This window comes from Candidatus Symbiopectobacterium endolongispinus (assembly GCF_018777385.1).
In the GTDB taxonomy this organism is placed as follows: Bacteria; Pseudomonadota; Gammaproteobacteria; order Enterobacterales; family Enterobacteriaceae; genus Symbiopectobacterium; species Symbiopectobacterium endolongispinus.
This window is the reverse complement of record NZ_JAFJYB010000002.1, coordinates 300,218-320,856: the sequence shown is the minus strand read 5'-3', so window position 1 is coordinate 320,856 and position 20,639 is coordinate 300,218. Positions and strand designations below refer to the sequence as shown.

Annotated in this window: 14 protein-coding genes, 1 tRNA gene and 14 pseudogenes; 1 reads left to right on the top strand and 28 read right to left on the bottom strand. The window is 49.0% G+C overall.

The features are described 5' to 3' along the window. The first annotated feature begins 144 nt into the window (after positions 1–144). The gene (locus tag JZM30_RS08255) at positions 145–822 is read left to right on the top strand and encodes a hypothetical protein (protein ID WP_252318313.1); all 678 of its coding nucleotides are present in this window, start codon (positions 145–147) and stop codon (positions 820–822) included. 24 nt (positions 823–846) lie between these two features. Here JZM30_RS08255 and JZM30_RS08250 read toward each other — a convergent pair whose 3' ends face one another. The 28 genes and pseudogenes from JZM30_RS08250 to JZM30_RS08120 form a co-directional block, all read right to left on the bottom strand. Next, positions 847–1,107: a hypothetical protein gene (locus tag JZM30_RS08250; protein WP_252318312.1), complete on the bottom strand. Its 261-nt coding sequence runs from the start codon at positions 1,105–1,107 to the stop codon at positions 847–849. Position 1,108: 1 nt separating this feature from the next. Next, positions 1,109–1,279, bottom strand: a complete 171-nt coding sequence (locus JZM30_RS08245; RefSeq protein ID WP_252318311.1) for a hypothetical protein — start codon at positions 1,277–1,279, stop codon at positions 1,109–1,111. A 44-nt stretch (positions 1,280–1,323) separates the two neighbouring features. Then, positions 1,324–1,926, bottom strand: coding sequence for a tail assembly protein (locus JZM30_RS08240; RefSeq protein ID WP_252318310.1), 603 nt, complete (start codon positions 1,924–1,926; stop codon positions 1,324–1,326). Next, a pseudogene (locus JZM30_RS08235) lies at positions 1,910–2,631 on the bottom strand (C40 family peptidase). Before JZM30_RS08235 ends, JZM30_RS08240 begins: the two are co-directional and overlap by 17 nt. A gap of 9 nt (positions 2,632–2,640) precedes the next feature. Then, positions 2,641–3,392, bottom strand: a pseudogene (locus tag JZM30_RS08230) (phage minor tail protein L). Between the two features lie 12 nt (positions 3,393–3,404). Then, positions 3,405–3,740 (bottom strand): annotated as a pseudogene (locus JZM30_RS08225) (phage tail protein); the annotation flags it as partial. A 45-nt stretch (positions 3,741–3,785) separates the two neighbouring features. Then, positions 3,786–7,097 (bottom strand): annotated as a pseudogene (locus JZM30_RS08220) (phage tail tape measure protein); the annotation flags it as partial. A gap of 158 nt (positions 7,098–7,255) precedes the next feature. Then, the gene (locus JZM30_RS08215; protein ID WP_252318309.1) at positions 7,256–7,447 is read right to left on the bottom strand and encodes a hypothetical protein; all 192 of its coding nucleotides are present in this window, start codon (positions 7,445–7,447) and stop codon (positions 7,256–7,258) included. 57 nt (positions 7,448–7,504) lie between these two features. Continuing rightward, positions 7,505–7,789: a phage tail assembly protein T gene (locus tag JZM30_RS08210; protein WP_252318788.1), complete on the bottom strand. Its 285-nt coding sequence runs from the start codon at positions 7,787–7,789 to the stop codon at positions 7,505–7,507. Between the two features lie 15 nt (positions 7,790–7,804). Continuing rightward, positions 7,805–8,175, bottom strand: a pseudogene (locus JZM30_RS08205) (phage tail assembly chaperone); the annotation flags it as partial. A 16-nt stretch (positions 8,176–8,191) separates the two neighbouring features. Then, complete coding sequence (locus JZM30_RS08200) at positions 8,192–8,902, bottom strand: immunoglobulin domain-containing protein (protein ID WP_252318308.1); 711 nt, start codon at positions 8,900–8,902, stop codon at positions 8,192–8,194. 241 nt (positions 8,903–9,143) lie between these two features. Beyond that, complete coding sequence (locus JZM30_RS08195; protein ID WP_252318307.1) at positions 9,144–9,320, bottom strand: hypothetical protein; 177 nt, start codon at positions 9,318–9,320, stop codon at positions 9,144–9,146. Beyond that, a pseudogene (locus JZM30_RS08190) lies at positions 9,317–9,674 on the bottom strand (HK97-gp10 family putative phage morphogenesis protein). Before JZM30_RS08190 ends, JZM30_RS08195 begins: the two are co-directional and overlap by 4 nt. Beyond that, a pseudogene (locus JZM30_RS08185) lies at positions 9,667–10,011 on the bottom strand (phage head closure protein). Before JZM30_RS08185 ends, JZM30_RS08190 begins: the two co-directional pseudogenes overlap by 8 nt. Continuing rightward, positions 10,008–10,307, bottom strand: a pseudogene (locus JZM30_RS08180) (head-tail connector protein). The pseudogenes JZM30_RS08185 and JZM30_RS08180 overlap by 4 nt, the downstream one beginning before the upstream one ends. Before the next feature lie 90 nt (positions 10,308–10,397). Continuing rightward, positions 10,398–11,625, bottom strand: a pseudogene (locus JZM30_RS08175) (phage major capsid protein). A gap of 9 nt (positions 11,626–11,634) precedes the next feature. Continuing rightward, a pseudogene (locus JZM30_RS08170) lies at positions 11,635–12,234 on the bottom strand (HK97 family phage prohead protease). Continuing rightward, a pseudogene (locus JZM30_RS08165) lies at positions 12,227–13,458 on the bottom strand (phage portal protein). The pseudogenes JZM30_RS08170 and JZM30_RS08165 overlap by 8 nt, the downstream one beginning before the upstream one ends. Before the next feature lie 142 nt (positions 13,459–13,600). Beyond that, positions 13,601–15,358: pseudogene (locus JZM30_RS08160) on the bottom strand (terminase large subunit). Beyond that, positions 15,358–15,831, bottom strand: a pseudogene (locus tag JZM30_RS08155) (phage terminase small subunit P27 family). Before JZM30_RS08155 ends, JZM30_RS08160 begins: the two co-directional pseudogenes overlap by 1 nt. A 146-nt stretch (positions 15,832–15,977) precedes the next feature. After that, the gene (locus JZM30_RS08150; protein WP_252318306.1) at positions 15,978–16,142 is read right to left on the bottom strand and encodes a hypothetical protein; all 165 of its coding nucleotides are present in this window, start codon (positions 16,140–16,142) and stop codon (positions 15,978–15,980) included. A 500-nt stretch (positions 16,143–16,642) separates the two neighbouring features. Continuing rightward, positions 16,643–16,999: an HNH endonuclease gene (locus JZM30_RS08145; protein WP_252318305.1), complete on the bottom strand. Its 357-nt coding sequence runs from the start codon at positions 16,997–16,999 to the stop codon at positions 16,643–16,645. Between the two features lie 1,066 nt (positions 17,000–18,065). Beyond that, the gene (locus JZM30_RS08140) at positions 18,066–18,644 is read right to left on the bottom strand and encodes a phage antirepressor N-terminal domain-containing protein (RefSeq protein ID WP_252318304.1); all 579 of its coding nucleotides are present in this window, start codon (positions 18,642–18,644) and stop codon (positions 18,066–18,068) included. 300 nt (positions 18,645–18,944) lie between these two features. Further along, complete coding sequence (locus tag JZM30_RS24680; RefSeq protein WP_438801484.1) at positions 18,945–19,034, bottom strand: hypothetical protein; 90 nt, start codon at positions 19,032–19,034, stop codon at positions 18,945–18,947. Then, a complete protein-coding gene (locus JZM30_RS08135; RefSeq protein ID WP_252318303.1) occupies positions 19,018–19,392 on the bottom strand; it encodes a DUF2570 family protein in 375 nt (124 codons plus the stop codon). Before JZM30_RS08135 ends, JZM30_RS24680 begins: the two co-directional genes overlap by 17 nt. Continuing rightward, positions 19,371–19,887 (bottom strand): annotated as a pseudogene (locus JZM30_RS08130) (lysozyme). The gene JZM30_RS08135 and the pseudogene JZM30_RS08130 overlap by 22 nt, the downstream one beginning before the upstream one ends. A 2-nt stretch (positions 19,888–19,889) precedes the next feature. Continuing rightward, a complete protein-coding gene (locus JZM30_RS08125; protein WP_252318302.1) occupies positions 19,890–20,096 on the bottom strand; it encodes a class II holin family protein in 207 nt (68 codons plus the stop codon). A gap of 88 nt (positions 20,097–20,184) precedes the next feature. Beyond that, positions 20,185–20,259 (bottom strand) — tRNA-Asn (locus tag JZM30_RS08120). Positions 20,260–20,639 lie beyond the last annotated feature (380 nt).

The following is a 20,639-nucleotide window of genomic DNA, read 5'->3' as shown; positions in this document are numbered from 1 at the left end:
ACAGGGTGGGCATAACTGATCAAATATCAGGCTATACGGCCTGCTGTTATGAGGTTAACGTAAAAAATCAAAAACTATTACGCACACCACCATCGGGAACCCATCAGCTCGCCGCGCACAGGCGCAGGCGTTTACGCCGGAGGGATGGCTGTTCACCTCTGGACCGAAGGAGAAAAAATGCTCGTTGTTTCATCATTCGAAATTACTGAATCAGGCAAACGAACTCAGCCCTGTGGGCAAACTGAGGGGCATGAGTACCGTGCTGGACGTTATTATAATTTTCGCGAAAATCCTGAGCTTATCGAGACGCAGTTAGAGGATTTCTCCCCTTATTCCGATCGTCCAGCCATTAAGTTATTTTACTCCTTCCTTAAGTGGATTAACGGAAATGACAGCGCCTTGGAGAGCACAGATTGCCTCCTTTCAGGAGAACCAACAGAATCACCAAGTGCATATTTATTCCATTGTTCTCACAAGAACCACGGTAGAGTAGAGTTTTTTGTCAGAAACATAGAAACCAACGCTGACAAAAAATTAATAATCTGGATATACGATAAATTATCGCTTTATCTTCAAATAGAACGGCCCGATTTTAGAAAAGGCTCCCTCAGGATCACACCCCTCATAACGGACTACATCAGGGCTGGCAGGAATGAGCTTACAGGGTACAGATTCTGCATTCACTTCTATGCTTACGGGAACGGGGTCGAAGACACGTGGGTCTCGCTTAACGCTATTTTTGATAACATCATGAAAGCCACAAAAAGACTCAATAGCGAGATGATCACAGGCGATGCCGTACCTCTCTATGAAATCAACTAATTTGTCCATTGGTTATTTTCCTTGTCAGGGACGCTTTGGATCGAATTTATGATCTAATGCGCGCGATACAGAGTCGATAACTGAATTACGCACCTTATCAAAATGCAATCGTTCCTGATTAGCTTGTAAATGTGATAGTTGCACGCTTAATTGTACAACCTGCTGCTCCAGCGCTGCAATGCGGCGCTGTTCATCAGTTTCTTTGGCTAGCCCCACGAGATAAAGCGTCCCATCTTCAGCCTGTCCCACTTTTAATCTTACTGTGATAAAGGTCATATCTGTCATATCACACCTCTTCAATCATTACGGTTACGCTGACCTTTTTAACCTCAACATCAGTCAGACCTTTGGATTCAACAAATTCATTAGCCGATAAATCATTGGCAAATGTTTTTGCGATGGCGAGTTTATTAACAAAGGTTACATCCTCGCCAATTAATAAATTGCCGACATACAATCTGGTTGAATTTTTAATAACGTATTTTTCTTACATGATAATTCCTATTGTTGATCCTCTGCGTAAATACCAGCTGAGATAATTGCACCACCGATTCGGCGACGGCCATATAGGATAGGCACCGGATTACCATGAGCGATGGAGTTAACCGGTCCACCGAAAGCGTAGGAGGGTTTGTTATCGGGGGATTCGCGCACTGAAAGCCCCCCTTGCATCGGGGTGAGCATTTGAACTATCCCGCCGATCGCCATTGATATCCCTATTGCACCAACCAAATCGCTTGCCCACAACGCAGCACCCCAGGGAGCAAAAGTGCCGATGGCCAGCAATGTGACGCCGAGGATAGTTTGAAACAACCCCGCCTTTTTGCTCCCAATAATTACAGGAGCAATACGGATTTCATGGCTTATGCCGAAATCCAGCTCATCACGATCAAGGTTTCGCTTGTCGTCAAATACTGCGTAAGTTAACCCCCGCGCCTTGCTGGTCAGCAGGAACTTTTCAAAGCCGGGGATGATTACGCTGAGCGCCTCGATAGCTTCCTGACGGCTTTCAACCGCCAGACGGTGCACACGGCCGAAGGTTGCCCCCAACACCCCGTATAAACGAATGGTTTTCAGGGGTTGATACTCAATCGCTACCGACATTAACGCCTCCCGTATAACGCAGGCGGGTTATGGTCCTGTCCAACCAGTAGCCGCCGTAGGGCACTTTCTGGCTTAACTGGTTGTACATGTGATGGATTATTTCACAGTTGCCAACGTAGACGCCAGCATGATTCGGCTCGCTGGAGCGCACTTACATAATGATTACGTCACCGACCTGCAACGCGTCATTGACTGCAACACCTCCTGCATCAGCATAATTTTTAATATAAAGGTTCTCTCCCCGCTCCCACCATCCATCTGAACGTTCAAAATTGGGCAGCGTTATGCTTCGCTCCAACAGATACCAGTCACGCACAATGGCATAGCAATCCCAGATACCGTGCACAAAAGAACGCCCCAGCAACGGCTTGATACCCTCCGTTGGCATAATGGTACGAATATCCCCCTCCGGCCAACTGACTATCACCCAAGGCAGTTGCGACACATCACACTCGGCCTGATCAACATGGCTTGGTTGCGTGGTAGCGTCAGGATGACTGTGAACAATGGCAATGATGGCCCCGCTATCCTCTGCTTCCGCGTAATCCTCCGGGTTCATCGTGAAATGTCTTCCGGCTCCAGCGCCTGATTGCGGCCGCGCACGTAACGCTGTTTCCGGCCGCACTGCACAATCAGCCCACACGCCTCATACGGATAGACGTGCTCAGCGTGGGCCAGTATTTCTGTAATGATTAATTTGCTCAGTTTCACTATTCACCTCTTAATCAGCGCGGAGCCGGGAAAACCGCCGAACGGTAATCCAGCATCTTTGCCAAAACGCAGCTCGCAGCCGGTTGAAAGTAGCCCCGAACATTCATCCAGCGCCGGATCGTCAACAGGATTGCCATCTGCATCAAAATAGTTTGTGCCGGTATAACCACAGGATGCCCCCCGATACTGGCCGCGTATACACCAGGTACACAGACTGTGTATCTGCCTTGTGGGGATCATGATGCCTTGCAGGTCTGCCGGTGATGACAATTTGAAGCTGACTGATTCGTCGTCTTCTGCGGTTTTGCTATCGATATACCAGACCTCTAGCCGCTCCTGCGTTGGATCGGCGTCGGCGTTACCTTCAGGAAAATTTCGCGCATCAAGATAGTGTGCAAATGTGGTGTGAACCAGTACCGTCGCTTGTGCCAGGTTCTGATAGGCCAGACAAAGCGCGGTAATGGTGCCATCGATATTACCCACCGCCAGTGTGGGCGTCGGGGCACTGCCATCACTGGTCATTTCCAGCCCTCAACCTGCGTTGGCCAGGCTTTATACTCTTTGCCCTGCCACCAGATAGATTTGGCGAGTATCTTTGCTTCATCGTCACCAGTCGCCTCAATTTCCTCTGAGGTATGAGCGATAGCATGACTGTGAAAATACAATTCCGGGCCATCAAATGCCGTGCAATCCACTTCAAACAGGCGCACGCGATTGCCCGGCTCCAGTTTTTGGGAGTCGGTGTTTATAGCCATGATTAACCTTGATTATGGATGGTAAGCAGTGACAAACGTTGCTGTAAGTTGAAACACCTGATCGCTGCGACTGTTTTTACCCATCGCGGTAACGTTAAACCCATCAGGGCAGCAGTACAACCCTAACTCAGCAAGCGGGTTTACCCATTGAAATGCGTTATAGCCCTTATGGCGACGCAGGAATGCAATGATCGGCTGAATATGTGCCTGATTGCCAACAAACGTTAACGGCCAACTTTGTAACTCACCGTTAATCCCGTCGCCTGCCCGCTGTGTGTACCCGTCACCGAACTGTATCGATCGGGTTCGCTGTGTAAATGCCCCCTCTGGATTGACGCGAGGGTAAAAGCTGAATGTTTCGATAGCCATTACCCCCCTCCTTCCTTTCATTGCTGCATTCAGACTTCTTCCCTGCCCCATTTCTTTCTGCAACAAGACTTTGAACCGCTGATCGACAAACTGGCCAATTTCATGCCCAAACTGTTCATAGCCTGGTGTCGATGTTTGGGTTGCTTGCCAGTCGCTGGAAATATTTACCGTCACATGAGGATCACCGCCGGCCAATGCTGAGGTATCTGGCATGATCGCCCTTACGCCAAGAGAACCATTTGCAGCTCGTGTCAGCGGCATAATGGCCTCTGGCCCGGCCTCACCAAACACCCCTGCACCTTTAGCAAACGCAAAAAGCTGTGGTGTACTGTATACACCACCACTGTATGCACTTAGCGACGGTGACTGATAAACACCACCCAGAGCATTGAATGAGAGATTATTGTATGCGCCAGTGGTAAAAGTATTGCTTGACGCCGACGCAGCACCTGAAGACGCTGATGCGCCAGCACTAAACAGGCTACCAAACATGCTACTGGCAGAACTGGCTGCGTTTGCCACCGCCATGTTGACTAGTACGTTTTCGATAATTTTAAGGACGCTCACGCCCCAATCTTTCCAGCTATTAACATTACCGTTGAGCATTTCAGTGATGGAGCCAACCGCACCACTCATGGCCGTTTTCATGCCCTGTGACGCCTGAGTAGCGTAATCTGTCGCCTCATCAGCCCAATCGACAAAACCGTCACGCATGCCCCCCATCCAGTTATTGCGCTGGTCATCCAATGAGGTGTAATACATCTGCTGGTCACTCAGACGTTTATCCAGATAGCGCTTATTCATGGCAATGGCTCGATTGAAAAACTCATCATCAATTTCACCAGCCTTATGCTGACGCCGTAGCTCATCATCTTTCTGGATAAACTCGCGGCGGATGCTGATCATTTCCTGCATACGCTCACGAACGAGGGAACCCTCACCGAAACCGATAAGGTTAGCGTCGTTAGCCGCCTTTGCATTGGCATTTGAATCAATCAGTCCATTCTCGTATTCAACTGCCTTTTTCCGTATTTCCGCCTGATCTATCAAAGCGGCATTTCTTGCCAACTCCTGTTTTTGAATGCTGGAAAGGGTCGATAATTCACCCTGAGAGGTTTTATACGCCATTTTTGCCAATTCTGTGTTTGAACTTCCCAGCGCCAGCCGTTCACGTTGTTGCTTAACTAGCCGGTCATAGGTATCGACTGCTTTTTCTTCGTCGGTTTTTGGTCCCTTTTTCTGAGGTTTGTTGGCTTCATTATTTCGCCATTCAGCCAAGCGGTTATTGATATATTCTTGCCGTGCCGTTTGGTTGGCCGGAATATTGGTTAATCACAACTCATCAGCTGAAAAACCGAGTCGCTTAAGCTCTTTTGCCTCGCCTTTAAGTTTTGAAACCTCCAGATCCTGGCGGCTTTTCTCCAATGCATCCTTTTTTTGTCGGTTAGTGTGGCATCGGGGGTTCTAAACGGGAATAGCGCGTTTCCCTGCCGAGCAGACAATAGATCATTGCCCAAGGATAACAGACGGTTAAACTCAGAGTGCTGGCCGTTCATTCGTCGTAAGGATTGAGTAATCGCGTTTTGCTCTGCGGCTTGCTGCCTAATAAGCGATACTCTACGGTATTCAAGACTCTCCAAAGCCTCCTGTATGCTTTGCGCCTTTCCTTGCAATTGATTCAATCTGGCTCGCTCAACGGCTAATTTTGCAGTTGCTGTGGCAATGCCATTAGTAATATCTGCTTCATTGAGCGTGCCTTTATATGCGGGATTGATTTTGGCTTCATTTAAAGTATCAATGTCCCTTTTTAGTGCGCGGACTTTATTTTGCTGATCTACAATTAGGCGGTTTTGTTCTGCAAGTGACGCCTCCGCTTTCTTACGATTGTCGGCCGCATCAGTTAGGCTCATAGCCCCTGACTTCTGCCGAATTTCATCTATTGTGCGGGAATAATCTTGTGCAGATTGTCGCGCCTGTTCCTGCTGTTGATAAAAAGCGTACCATGCGGTCGCTCCAAGCATCACAATACCTCCCACCAAGTAATCCACCAAGTGATTTCAATCCACTCATTGCTACGCTTGATGCGGATGTTAACCCATTAACAGATGCCTCAGATGCAGCTACGGCGCGATTTGAGTTTATTAATGCAGCGTTGGCCGCAATCATTGCGCTACGCTTATTTGTTAAATTCTGCGTAGCGATCATTGAGGCATTAGAGCCCTTCGCTACATTTGCTTCTGCAACGGCAAGGTTATACGCCGATACTGCCGCTTCCGCGTCTGCCACGGCCTTTCTCTGCACCATTTGTGCAGCGTTAAGTTGTGCAGCTGCTGCGCTGATTTGCTCTTTTCGCAGGTCAATGATCTTTGCGGTAGCGCTAGAGGCACCTAAAGCCATACTACCAAAATACCGAGCGGCTCCCACGGCCACCAGCACGCCAGCAGCGGTCGCTACATCATCAATATTGCCCGCCAGTTTATCCAACGTTCCCGATAAGGTAGCCGTCACGCCGGATGTCTGATTAACTCCGCCTACCCATTGTTGGAAAGCGTTTTGCACCTTCGTTACCGAGCCGCCAACGGTAGCAGGCATAGCCTCAAACTCTTTTTGCATCGCCCCAAGCTGGCTGATTAATGCACGCACTACCTTATCAGCAGTCAGTTTCCCGTCATCAGCCATCGCCTTGAGGTCTTTACGTGCAACGCCCATTCCTGCCGCCAACGCACGGATAACCAGATCACCATTTTCGTTTACAGAGTTGAACTCTTCACCACGCAAAACACCTTGCGCCAGTGCCTGACTGAATTGGGTGATAACAGAACTGGATTCCTGAACACCTGCACCAGAAAGTTTAAGGCCGGTAGCCAATGCTTCGGTAACTTTTAATGCATCTTGCAATGAGTAACCGTATTCACGCAGTGAAGCGGCCGAGCGGGCAAATAACCCTGCATTATCTGCAAAAGCGGTACCCGTTCTTTGGCTAAGCGCCATCAACGCAGCCTGATTACTGGTAAAGTCTTGCGTAGATATCGACGCCTGTTTAAGCCTCGCATTGACCATATTCCACTGGTCGGCCAAATTAATAAGATTTCCAGTAGCAAATGCACCCGCCAACGCACCAGCCATTCCCAAGGCGGTAGACTTTACCGAGACAAGTTTAGCATTCACTTCCGCCAATGCTTTCTGGCTTTCACGGGAAGCTGCTGCTGCCTGACGACCACCACTTTGCATGGTTTTATAATAATCACTACCCATGCGAGAAGCGCGAGAAATTTCTGATTGAAATGACTGTGAATTGGCAGAGATTTTAATGATTAATTCACGCAGGGTTGCCATTTGTTTTCCCTAAATATAAAAAAACCTGCCGGAACAGGTTATTATGAAAAGAAATACAACTTTTAATTGGCGTTAGCTTCAATGAAGTCTCTCAGTTCTTTGGATTGTTGGCAGGCATCTTTGTTAATCGACATGCCAGAGCTTTTTAGTTTTTGGCATTACATAAAATAATCATCATTTGCTTGTGCATAACCCATAAATTTATAGAGCGACTTTGCGCACGCTTCTTTATTAGTTTGCTCAGAACAGGCGCTCTCAACAAAAACTTTTAATTCACTAGGCTGGAGAACTGCACTGGCATAACTATAAGAAGTTAATAACATACATAGAATACCGATTATCTTTTTCATCGTCACTCCTGTTGGTGTTAAGTGATGATACATTAACATCGGCCAACTTCGAGATCACTACATAGCTGCCTGAGAAAGAAACGCCTCCAGATTGCCAAACGGGTCAGCGTCTTCTTCCTTGCCTGACCAGTCAAGCATAGCGTCAGTAAGTGGCACTTTTACCCCCTGAGCGCCATATACTGCACTGACGATCTGCGCCGTTTGAATATCTCCACGAGCATCACTGATGGGGGAAAGTTTGTCGTACTCAATCCACATCATCAACTCGCTGGCTGTCATCGTCTGACGCATTTCTGACAGCGTGCGCCCCAGCCGGAGCGCCAGCGCCATCAAAAACTGCATGCCAGGCTGAGTTACTTTTTTTTTGGCTATCTCCGCGTCGTGGATGATGTCCAGCGCCTGGCGCAGTAACCGACTATGCACAGGGCCATAAATGCTTTCAACTCTTTCAGTATCAGCAACTGAAAATACCGGTTTGCCATCTTCATCACGAAAAATATCGATAAACAACGTAGCATCAGCGTGAAGATTACGGCGGGCGCGTTCAGATACATATAACACTTCGCTGTCCTCGTCGGTTTTTAACGTATCCTGCCAGCGCAGCCACGCCTCGGCGCTTGGCTCGCGCAGGATGACTTTAACCCTTCCCACTCTGGAACCTCGATAGCCTTCGTGAGAAAGCCAGCACCGGGAGCCAGCGCCAGGGATTTAATGCTTTTCTTTGCCATGCGGTGTTGCTCCGGGTTAGCTAATGGTGACGGTACAGGATGCGGATGTGATCGTGACTGGCGATGGTGCCGAGTCTGTCACCTCACAGGTATAAACACCCGCATCACCGGCAACCGAGCTGGCCTTGTTGAATGTCGCGGCTGTCTGGCCGCTCACTACGGTACCGCCTTTCTTCCACTTATAGGTGTATGGCGTTACGCCACCACTTGCCGCCACTGTGAGTGTTAGCGCTGAACCCGCAGTAACCATTTGAGTGGCAGAGAGATCGGTAGTTAATACCAGTGGTGCGACGGCATCGATCGGCGTTGGTTTACCCTTGAGGCGTAACGAGAACGTCGCGGTCACCACGCCATTAGTCCCAGAAGACCAGGTATGTTGTCGCACCTCGGCCAGAAATTTAAAGCCGTTGCCAGACGGGAAGATGACCTGAAAGGCATAGGTAGTATCGTTGTCGTAGGCATCACGTAACGCATCCTGCGCCGGGTTTTTGTAAAAGTTGCCCGAAAGCGAAATTTCAGACTGCGCAGGCAGACCGTTAATGTTCTCCTGCTCGGTTGAGCAGAGGGTAGTAACGTCAATATCCTGTTTCTGACCACCAGTGAACTGCGCCTCTTTAATGGTACACGTCAGATCAAGGTAGGTCGCGGCGTCCATTGTTGCGGCTGTTGCCGGCAGAGACGAAATAAGAATTTTCGTTAACTGCGATTTTTCAAACAGTGATGACATGGCTGTCTGCAAAATAAAAAACCCGCTCAATGGCGGGTCAGGATGGTGATGGTGTGGAATTAGTCGATAAACTGTAATTCTGCTGTAGCCCGGTACAATGCAGTTTCGGTGTCAAATTCCTGAGTGAGCATTTAGTGAGCATTTGATGTGCCGGTGCGAGGGGTGATACCGCGGCAATAACAGCGCTACGAATATCGCGCGCCTGAGCGATGGTTATGGCGTAAACATCAAACTGAACGGACTATGCGGTTTCTGCTGGACCACACAGCACATCAGTGGATAGTTGGGATACAAATGAGAACACCACCCACGGCGGTGCAATATCCGGCTCACCCTCGCTATTCAGCGGAATGATGTACGGATAAACATTACCGTTTGCTATCCCGGTGAGTAGCGGATGAATATCGGTTTCTGTCATTTACTCAGCACCTCATCAATCGCACGGGTTGCCAGAGCAATGGCGGCGTTGGCTGCTTCCTCCTGTCTTGTGTCAAACGCGGGGCGAACAAAAGGATGCGCAGGCATATTCACCGTACCCATTTCGACAAAGCGCCAGTAAAAGACATTGCGCGGGTTTTTCGCCTTCATGGTGTTATCGCTCGCTGTTACCCGTTCTTGGATTCACACCGCGAACATGCACGCCAGATGAGATTTCCCCTTTCCGTCGTGATTTCTGAGTAACCACCACAACGTTTTTACGCATTTTCCCCGTACGAACCGGAGCGCGGGCGATATCATTCAGGCCAGAAAAATCGAGGTTGAAATCAATCACGCTTCACCCCCCCCTGCTTGCACAATATTTCCAGTCGAGTGCACTTACCGTCTGGAATAGGTGGCCCTATAATGTCCAGCGTTAAGCCTTTAAACGGCCCGTTCAGGCACAGTAACCGTGACGCCGCCGATACATCACGGCGATGACGCATCCACACGCGGATCGTCGCCTCAGCAGATACCGCACCTGAAGTCACCAGCTCACGCCCGCTTATAGGTGCGACCTCGGCCCACACAGTAGCAGCATCAAACTACGTCTTGATGGGTTGCCCACCAGCATCGCGGGTTGTGGTGAAGTTCTGGATGGTGACGCGGTGGCGCATTTTCCCGATATTCATAGCGGAATAAACCTGTAGGGCTCCAGAATGGAAAAAAATCCGGCTGGCAGGCTCTGCGCCTCACGATTCTCATACCAAAATCCAACCGCAAGCATCAGCGCCAACTTGATATCCGACGAGATAACCAGTCCTTAGCTTTCGTTTTCAAGCACCTTATCGTCATATAGCTTGCGGTTAATATAATTCTCGGCCCTTCCCTTTGCCGCCGAACAGTAAAGCGTAAGCGCCCGGTCTTCGGTGGCATCATCGCTGTCTATTCGGCATTGATTGCGCAATTCCTCAATCGTTGGAACCATAGAAAGCACTCCGCCTGCAACCCGTTACCAGATTGCAGGCATAAAAAAAACCGCCTAAGCGGTGTTCGTTGTCAGGATGGTGATCGAACCTTATGCAGGTTTGCCCACTAGCACCTTAATAGCTGCAACATCTTCCAGGACGCAGTCAAAGCGATGGAACGCGAGGAACGCAGTCTGGTCGTACTCGGCGTAACGCTCAACCAAGCGCTTAAGCGTCATATAAGCAACGCGGCGAACAATGAAGCGGTTAAAATCACCGAAGTAAACAAACTTTTTGCCCGCTGCAAGGGTTGCGATCCCTTGATCTATTACATACGGAACATTCAGCACCGTTGCAGGAGCCCCGCCAATAATAGACGGCAACCACAGCGGACGACCTTGGTTATCCCCCATCTCTTCAACGAGTTGTAAAGTGGCATCGTTGAATGCCCAGCGAACCTGAGGTGCAGAACGATAGGCAGGGTCAACAGCGTGCTTCAGCGCGTTCATTTCTTTCCAGGTGAACGCAGTCGCAGAAGCAGTATTTACCGTGCCAGTAACGGATGCCTGTAACCACTTCGGTTGAACTGGAGTGCCCGCCCCAGTGCCCTGAATGAGGTATTTCGCTTCGCCGCGACCAATGCGCTGAGCAATGCGACCTGCGAGATATGCCTCAATGTTAACGCCACTATCCTGCAAAAGCTCATTCGAAACGCGGATGATCTTGGATGACAGCTTTTTCGCCCCCAGAATTACAGAGCCGAATTCCACATCTTCTTCTGATGCAGCCGTGTTTTCACCTAACAGCTCCCCCTTCTTACGTCGTGCCGTCAGAGGTGGACCAGGTGATATCCTGCCCAGTAGAGGTATTCAGGATTTGCGCCACACTGGAAATACCGCCATACGCTTTCATTGCATCGACGATCTTGTTCAACATCTGGGTAGGAACGGTATAACCGCCTTTATCGTCTGGAGAGGTTCCCTGAGCGCGCAATTCTTTCAGAGCCTGGCGTTCTTCACTGGTTAATTCAGCAAAGCCATTGCGCAGGAAGCGATCGAACGCGGCAACACGCTTTTCCTGAGCCTGTGCGGCCGGATCGCTTTTATTTTGCTGCTGCTGACGCTGTTCCTGCTCATTGTCATCAACATACGTCTGATCCTGACGGCGTAGCTCTTCTTCGCGGGAAATCTGTGCATCCAAGCCATCCAACTCAGACTTTGCCTTGTTCCATTCAGTACGCTGCTCTTCCGTCCAGGTGTTTTCACCAATTTTATCGTGCAATGCACGCATATCGGCGGCGATGGTATTACGTTTCTGTTTTAATTCATGCAGTTTCATGTCTTTTCCTTACGCGTTAAGTAAAGTCAGGAGGCGCTCACGCGCCATTCTTTCGTTGATTGATTTCTGTAGCGCGCCACTATTGCGCGCCTCCTGCCATGCCTTCATAGATCGCAGCGCTGAATCTGCCTCCTGATAGGCGGGATAAGTCACAGGGCTTACATCAAAAAGCCGTGAAACCTTGGTGATTTCACGAATAACAATCCCCTCTTCGTCTTCGTACCAGTGCTCCCCGTCACGAGCGACACGGAAAGCAAAGGATGACTGGCTGATATCGCCGCGAGCCATGGGTGACAAAACCAGATCGCGGATCGTCTGCGTATCGGGAACGGTAATGTCATAGCGCAACCCTTTATCATAAACAGCAACAGACAGCGTTCCTGCTGTAGAGCGGCCCAAAATAAAATTGGCATCATGGTTGAACAACGCTCACACATCGTCGTTCAGCACATCATCAAATGCCCCCGGTTTGATAATTTACCGAAAACCCCATAGCGGTTCGGATCGGGAATTGAAAACAGAGCCGTAGCCGATAATGTGTGCTGGTCCGTCCCCCGCCTGTTCGGTGCGAACTTCGCCGCTATAGCAACGTAATTCACGATCATTCATTGGTGTTATCCCCATCATCATTTTTCGTGGTTTTAAAATCGCTGGCAGGGTTGGCTGCGTTAACGCTCACCAGCATTTCATCCAGCCCATCCACAGGATTCATGTCTTCAAAGGAGCGCGCTTCGTTGCGACTCATACAGCCGTCAGTGATAGCAAAGTGATAGAACTGCGCACTCTCTTGCGGAGTACCGCGAAGCAGGCCAGTGAGGTTAAAGCATGTGTAATATCCGGCAGATCTCTCGGCACGCGTAAACAAACGCCGGTTTAGCTCTTGCTCCCAATTCGTTACCCATGGCATCATGGTGTAATGCACAAACTGGATGGCTTGCTGAGTGATGTTGGAAAATGTCGCCTTTTCCAGATCATTAATCATGTGTGCCGGTACGTTGAATATTCCGGCAATCATTGAGCGGTTCAGCTTCGACATATCAATAACCTGCGCATCGACCGGGGAAACTGTAAGTGCGTTGTAATCCAACTCAGCCGGGAGAAGCATTGTTTTATTCTCCTGGCCGCGCAACGCAGTAACCGCTTTTTGCCACATGCTTTTTTTAGTCGCCCCCAGCTTTCATCATTCAGTTGGCTTTTCACCGAAATGATGCCAGCAGGTCGCGCATTACCGCTAAAAAAGGAACTGGTATACGCTTGCCCGCTCATTTCCATACCAATTGTTTCAGCGTGCTGCATGATCGGGCTAAGTCCCATTTTTTGGTTATTGCCCAAAGCCCTAACATGGATCATGTCGTCGGGACTGATTGCAAATGCCCCCTCTTCGTTATAAACCACGTAGGTGTAGCGCCCGCCAGTATTCAGAAAGGTGGTTTCCCACGTCATGCAGCACTCAAGGCCGGATACTTCACCTCTGCGACTGCACTTAACCCAGGTGTAGCCGTTGCCCCAACCCAGAATGTGGCGCTGCTTTAACTCGCGCCACTTATAACTGGTCTGCCATACGTTCGGTTCATCGTGAACCAGGTAGAACACAGGATGATCGCGCGCTGGCTCCACCTTGTTCTCTGATTTGCGCATCACATGCAGTGGCATTTGCGCAATGTTTGAGGAAATTACGTATATACAGGCATAAACCGCTGCCAGTTTCATGGCCGTTTCAGGACTCACATAAACGTCACGGCCAAAAATATTGTTCGTTTCTGCTGAGTCGCCGGTGATTGGCGTACCTGGATTCTCCAGAGGTTCGGAGCGAAACAAAGTATCAAGCGGCATGTTTCCCCCTTGCGGCCACCAGCGCAAAAATCAGCAAGAGGCCACCAGCCAGCATCAATGCCACGGACAACCCAAATTGCAGATACACCAGCCGCGAGCGAACCAAAGCCGGTTAGCCCGATAGCGTCAGTAATCAGTGATTTCATAGCATCAACAGGTCTTCATCAGGATCGAGCGTTGAAAGGAAGTCGATTTCATTACCACCGTTCACCAATAACCGACTCATGGCAGTAAACAACGCTGCCGGGCCATCGATTTTTGCTTATGGTGTCGATTTGTTGGGGAAAATGTTGTCGTTTTTATCTGGCTTAACCGTGACGTTCGACATCATCCAGTTCATCACCGGGTGATTGCTGTGGTGGAAGCGCTCACCATATACCAACGCCTCAACCTCTTTCATTGATTCGGAGAAGTTGCGAACGGTCTGAGGCACTTCAACGATGGGCACCCCATCCTCGGCCAGCGCTAGACTAAATTGTGTGGCGCTCCACGGGTCAAACCATGTCTCTTTTAAGTTTTCACCACTGATCCAATCAGTGAGATCACTCTTAATCTGAGCATGATCGATCACGTCACCGTCAGTCAGCCCTAACTTGCCGAGTTCTGCCCACTTGCGGTACATCTGCGCCATTTGTGCAGAGCATCGCTCCAACCGTCCTTCGGGTAACCAGAACTTAAAATCAGCATGCACATGGCCGTTATTTGCTCGCCAGAGTTTGACCGCCGCACAAATATCGATTTTATGCGCCAGATCGACGCCCACCCACATGGGGTAAGTCTTCAACTCGTGTTGTGGGGCAATGTATTCACATTTCTCCCACTTAATCATGTCCATCCAGGCAGACTCAGCGGTCACCCAGATATTCATGTGTTTGGTGAAAAAGTTAACGCGGGCTGAAACCTGTTCTTTGGCTTTTTTAGCCAGGCGGCGCAGGTCGTCCCAGCGCTTACAAACACCTAACCCGGGATTGGCTTTCTGCCAGACGGTCTCATCAAATGGATCGTCGTCTTTATCCAGGGTATAGATAATGGCAAAAAACGTATCGTCCTTTACTGCCCCCTCTACCGGACTGTTATATCCGTGCAACACCTTGATGGCGTAATCGCGCAACTCGTAACAGATGCCCTCTTTATTGAACCACGCCGTGGTGATGCCAAACAACAATGATTGCAGGCGGGCACCGGTTGCCGTCTCCAGAACGTCCCACACATCACGGGTTTTGTGCGCGTGCAACTCATCGACAATGCCACAATTAATATTGAGGCCATCGAGGTTGTTGGCATCAGATGAAAGCGGCTCAAATTTTGATGCTGTTTGCTCCTGGTAAATAACCAGTTTGTTGAATTCAAACAGCCTTCCAAGCGTCGCCTTGGCCTTTTTGACCATGTTTTTAGCGTCTTCAAACACAATACGTGCCTGATCGCGCGTTGTGGCCGCAGAGTAAACCTCCGCACCACCCTCACTGTCAGCGCTAGTCATGTACAGGCCAATACCGGTGGACAACGTTGATTTGGCGTTTTTACGCGCCACCTCGTTATAGGCAGTGCGAAAGCGTCGGACCATCACCGGACGTCCGCTGCCATCGTTGCGTAACACGACCTCACCGGTTTGCTCATCCACCAGCGGAATGACAAAGCAGAAGATATTGATCAGGATGAACACATGCCAGTCCATCAATTCGATAGGCTGACCGGCCAGATTGCCCTTAACGTGTGGTACGAATTTATAAAAATTGAGGATGTGTTGTGCGCGTGGCTCGCTGAAATAAACATTACGCGCTTCGCCCTGCTTTAAATCATCAAGAAAGCGCTGGCATGCCAGACGCACGTATTCGCAGGCAATAACATCCCCCGCCGCGACACGTTCAGCGTAGCGAATGCCATCAGATACTTTTGCCATTAGTCCCTCGCGTTAAGAAACTCAGAAAGAGGATCACTCTCGCCCGGATTACCCGCATTTACTTTTGAGCGACTGGATGGGGTCATGCCGAACTCAGCTTGCATTTTGCAAACCCTCTTCCAGGCGTCGGCCATCATTGCCACTTGAGGGTGAGGACGGATCATTACGCTGCCATCAGCAGAGGTGGTTTTGTAAGAATCTCCCTCCTAATCGATAACATCACGGTGACGTCGCCACTCGATATAAGCACCAACCAACAATTCAAGGGCCATGCCATCAAGCACGGTAATCACCCCGATGCTGTCGAGGCGCTCACCCAAAACCTTAAACCAGTATTTTTCCTGCTTGTTGAAATGCTTGGGTGTTGGGGGAACCCCTTTTGTCGGTTGCGGCTCATTTTTGTTGATCGGGCGTTTTGATGGGTTACCCCTCACCAAACGTAGATGGGTCGGGGTTTTCGGTGGCCCGGACATAATTGAAAACTCCTATTAATCACGCGGTGGGGATACCCATAAAAAGGTTTCTAACCTGCGGCGATGTGAAGAAAGGCTAGGCGGTGGTACTGGAGTGACAGGGCTGTAGAGATTTACCCTCCCCCTCCCATTCATGATAATGAATATCATTTGATGTGTTCGTACACGATTTTCGCCAGTTTACGACTTGGTGGGCCACTGTTACCGATGCGTGGGCTGAATACTTTGTTGATATCCCATCCAGCATTCAGGCGATACTCAATGGAGCTAGGTGATATGCCGAGATAATCAGCCCATTCATTTAGACACATAGTCTTTCCATGTACGTTATAGCGTCGGTGTGATTTCTTCCTCATCGTCTGTCGCATCTTTGCTCTACCGCGTTTCTGATTACACACGGGGCAACTGGCAACCAAGTTTGTTGGTTCGTTGTTGGTCTTACAGTCATCAAGATGATCGATGTGGAGGGTATCCCAGTTCACGGACTTGCAGCACCAATGGTAACGGAAAGGGCCAGCGCCATGCTTATCGTAATAAACCAAGCGATGCTCGTAGACTCGGCTACCACCACAGGCAAGTGGATGTTCGGGCGCATAGACTAGTAGATAGCCACCCGAATGCTCCAGCTTACCTTCCTTTCTGGCGCTTTGTTTTTCGGTTGAACCATGACGACGAACGCGCATGTAATGCATCTCACAGTACGTACTGTTGCGGGAGCGGACAGGCAAACCGCAATCATCCACCTTGCAGATGCTACTGGCGTGCGAAAGCCCTGAATCATTCTTTGATCCAGTCATGGTCACCTCATAATTTAAAATCGTTTCAGACGTTCGCGGGCTGTCTTGGCTTTATGGCAGGAGTAACAGATCGACTCCAAATTCGAATCATCATCGGTTCCCCCATGTGCCTTAGCCTTGATGTGGTCAACCGTCTTGGCCTCTACTGCACGTCCGTTACGTAGGCATTCCTGACACAGATAATTGTCACGCTTCAGGATGCGGGCGCGTCTGATTGTCCAGTCATTACCATAACCGCGTTCGTGTCTGCTCTTTCCTCGCTGATGCTGCTGCCATCCTTCATTGCGATGCTGCTCGCAGTAGCCAGAGCGGTCTGTTGTTGTGGCAGCGCAGCCACGCTTACGGCAGGCTCTGGGTATTAATGCTGGCATGGGTCAATCCAAATAGAATTCATCGCTCAGCGTTCTGCGGCGAGCGTTGGTCTCATTATGTGGGCAGGCGCTTGACGTATAGGGCTCTCAATGACATCACCATCAAGTCAGGCAAAACTTACTATTAAGTTTTTTATAAATTCCTTGCAGGTAGTGCATTGTTCAGCTACGAGCAATGATTGCTTTGTGGACGCAGTTCTTTGATATATATAACAAAACATTCCACCACGTAAGGTAAGTGTTAGCTTGATGATAGAATTCACAGGTTTTGATTTATAGAATAATAACAGCATGTAACCAAACCATTAATTACATAATCACGAAAAAATGATAAATGTATTTAATAACTTTGCATCTGATTTTTATGGCTTTATTCTCACTTATTTTCATTTCAAGTGCCAACAATTCCACCGCCCCTTAATTATTCAGGCATCCATTTCCATTATGTGATATCGTCGTTTTCGACACATAAATCACAGTCTAGTTATATAGCGGCAATTTATATAATTTCATTCTGTGCTAAAATTAACCAACTTACTGAAAAGCAAGTACTTATGTTTACTTGTCAAGAGTTCAAGAATGGTTATTTTGCTCGTCTATTTCTACATCAAGATTTCAATTCATATATCCTTATTATTGATTGTGAAGACATAAATACTGAAATTCCCTCAATGACTTCGAATTCGATTGAAGGTTTTATTGAAATGACATCCCGTCAAATTCACTTAAGCGGAGCCGAGATTGAAAGCTTACGTGATTTTCTTACTGAAAATATGTGATTTTTAGTTCAATCACTGGTTTTCCTGCACCATAGAGGCTTCTTATAGAAGTACTTCTGTGGTGCTACTAGCTGAAAATCACACATTTGCATCAAGAAATATAGCTCACCCTTTTTTCCGTAACTGGACATGCAGAAATTGAAATGGAAAACCACTTTATTAATCAATTATCTGACTCAATGGCTAGAATCTCTGCTAATTGGCTATTCGCCTGGTCAATCGCCGTTAGCAGCGGATCAATCCAGTAAACAGCCTGCGCATATGTCAATCGGCAGGCGGTGGTAGTGCTATGTGTGCGTTATCTTTCCCTTGCCAGTATCAGCCAAAACGTAATCGATCAACTCGTTGGCTTCCTGCACCAGTGCCTTTATCTTTGATACGTGATTGGCTTTCACGCCCTTCCACTCGTTCAGCCCGGTGCCGAACATGCTAGCAATTCGCTTATCATGTTTCATATTTGCACACGCCTGGTTAAGCTCTTCCATGACACTCTGTTTTCTGGGATTAATCGCTACACCCCTAGTCCAGTAATCATGCAGGACAGCAAAGCATTCTTCCTGATATGCGATCAACTTACTGCGGATGGACTCCTTAACCTTGGCTGGGTTAATGCTAAACAACCAGCCATTGAGCTTGCGGAGAGGAATGCAGAGTTGTGCGCGTACTCTGCCATCGGAGGCAACTGTTTCGATATCGCAACAGTTGAACTTCCCCATCTGGCTATTAAGTTTTACTGACTGCGAAGCCCAACTCAGCCCTATATTCTCCACAATTGGCCCCATAGCCACGTACTCAATGTTATTGTCAATAACTGTGACCAGACGATCACCATTGAATGTAACTTCTGCACTTACTGGATATTGCATAGCGTTTATTCCTTCTCTTTGGTAATGAACCTTTGCCGCATAGGAAATCAGCCCATCGAAGGCTCGCCAGCACTAACTGACTTCCTCAAAGGCTCATTTCAAAGGGTTAGGATTCGATGTGTTTAGAGTGCGCTGCGGTGCGCTGGGATATTGCAGAACACAAAAAAAGCCCGGATTAACGGGCTGGTTATTTCAAGCACTGATCACGAACGTATTCCCGTGTCAGTGGTTGCGTGATTCTTCGATTTCACGAATGCTGCGTTTGTCGGCGTTACACTTCTCAATAACGGTCAGCAGTTCTTAATTCAGCTCTACGCTCTTGCCGTAGGGCATTTGATGCGGAATTTCCGGTGCTGGACAGTCCTGTAGTAGTTCAGCGGGGATCGGCACGATGGGTGCCGTTACGTATTCTGTCCGCGTGCTCTCGCAGCTTGATAACGACATCATCAGGAACAGGCCGACTAACACATTCATCAGTCGATAACTTTTCACGAATGTAAACCACGTTGTTTTCCGACCACTGCTGTATCTGCTGTTTTTCATCAGTGTTAGCCCGAGTAATAGCGTTGAATATGCGCATCGACTGGATCACATTTCCAGCGATGGTTTCAGCCTGCTGCTGTTTCCGCGCTGCTGCTTTGAGGTCTTCGTTTGTGTCGCTGTATGCGTCGTGGTAGTAGTAGACGCTGAATGACAGCGCAGCAATGAGGGCAAGCAGAACAGCGATTACTGTAGCCCTGATAGACATAGCTCACGCTCCTTCTCGCGCCGAGCAACGAGGCCAGGAAGTTTTTTCTCACCGCTATATACCCAACGCGGAAACTGCTCACACGCAGCCACAATGCTTCCAGTGCGGAATAACTGAAACATGGTTGATGTCATCACCTTTGGACAGCCAGCATTAAAGGCAATGCTTACTGCTGCGCTGAATGAGTTATCAGGCAACTTCTTACCAGCGGCGTATTTATCAACGCAGCTTTCAGCCTCAAGGATGTTTTTTTTGCCAGTCTGCGGCAATCTTCTAGTCCGTCTTACGGATGCCACCAACGACGCCATGCGTATTGCCAATGCCATCAGTCAAAATACCAGCCGGACAAACGTAAGGGTCATGGCGGCATGATTCGGCATTACCGATAAGTTCCAGCCCAGCCTGATTGGTTCGCACCTGGCCGTTATCCATCACAATGCCGATGATTACGCCGACAGAGCACACTACACCGGCTGCAATTTTACGCTTGCTCATGCTCATTCACCCCGCGCTTCTTTGCGGCGATCTTCCTTGACCTTGAAATACAGGTTGGTCAGAAACGTGAGTAAGCCAAATAGCAGGCTACCGGGAACGCCAATCGCCGCCCATTGCGTCGGTGATACTGTGTCGAGCAATTGCAACATCCAGTAGCCTCCACTAACGCCCGACGCGCCGTATGAGACGCCCGTTGTAATATTTGACATACGCATGACCCCACCTCCGCAATAACGGGGCGCTTTGTTGTTAAAAGGGGAAATAAAAAAGGCCGAGCAATTAGCGCAGCCTGAAATGTGGCGGGACAGAAAGGATTCGAACCTTCGACCATTCGGTTAACAGCCGAGCGCACAACCGCTGTGCGTCTGACCCTGAAATAGAAGAACCCCAGCAGTTAACTGGGGTCTTATCGCACATCTTAGCCAAACTGATATGGATGGACCAACAAATTCAGATGTGCGACACCAGAAGATTTTATTCAACAATCAGTCGCTGTCAATATACAAAAACCCAAACACCAGAAGAGAATAATGTTTCATATATCAAGCGGTGGAAGCTGCAAGCTGAAGCTGAGCATACCCGCTCGATGATTCAAGGGTGACGCTTATATAAATGACAAAAGGCACCATTTCTGGTGCCCCTTCGCAGGAACGGTGGGCTTGTCATCACCCCTTTACCATGCCTGGCTTCCCGTCACCTAGAGGTCTTACAAGTCCCAAGGGAACCATCAAAAAACCCCGCACGTTGGCGAG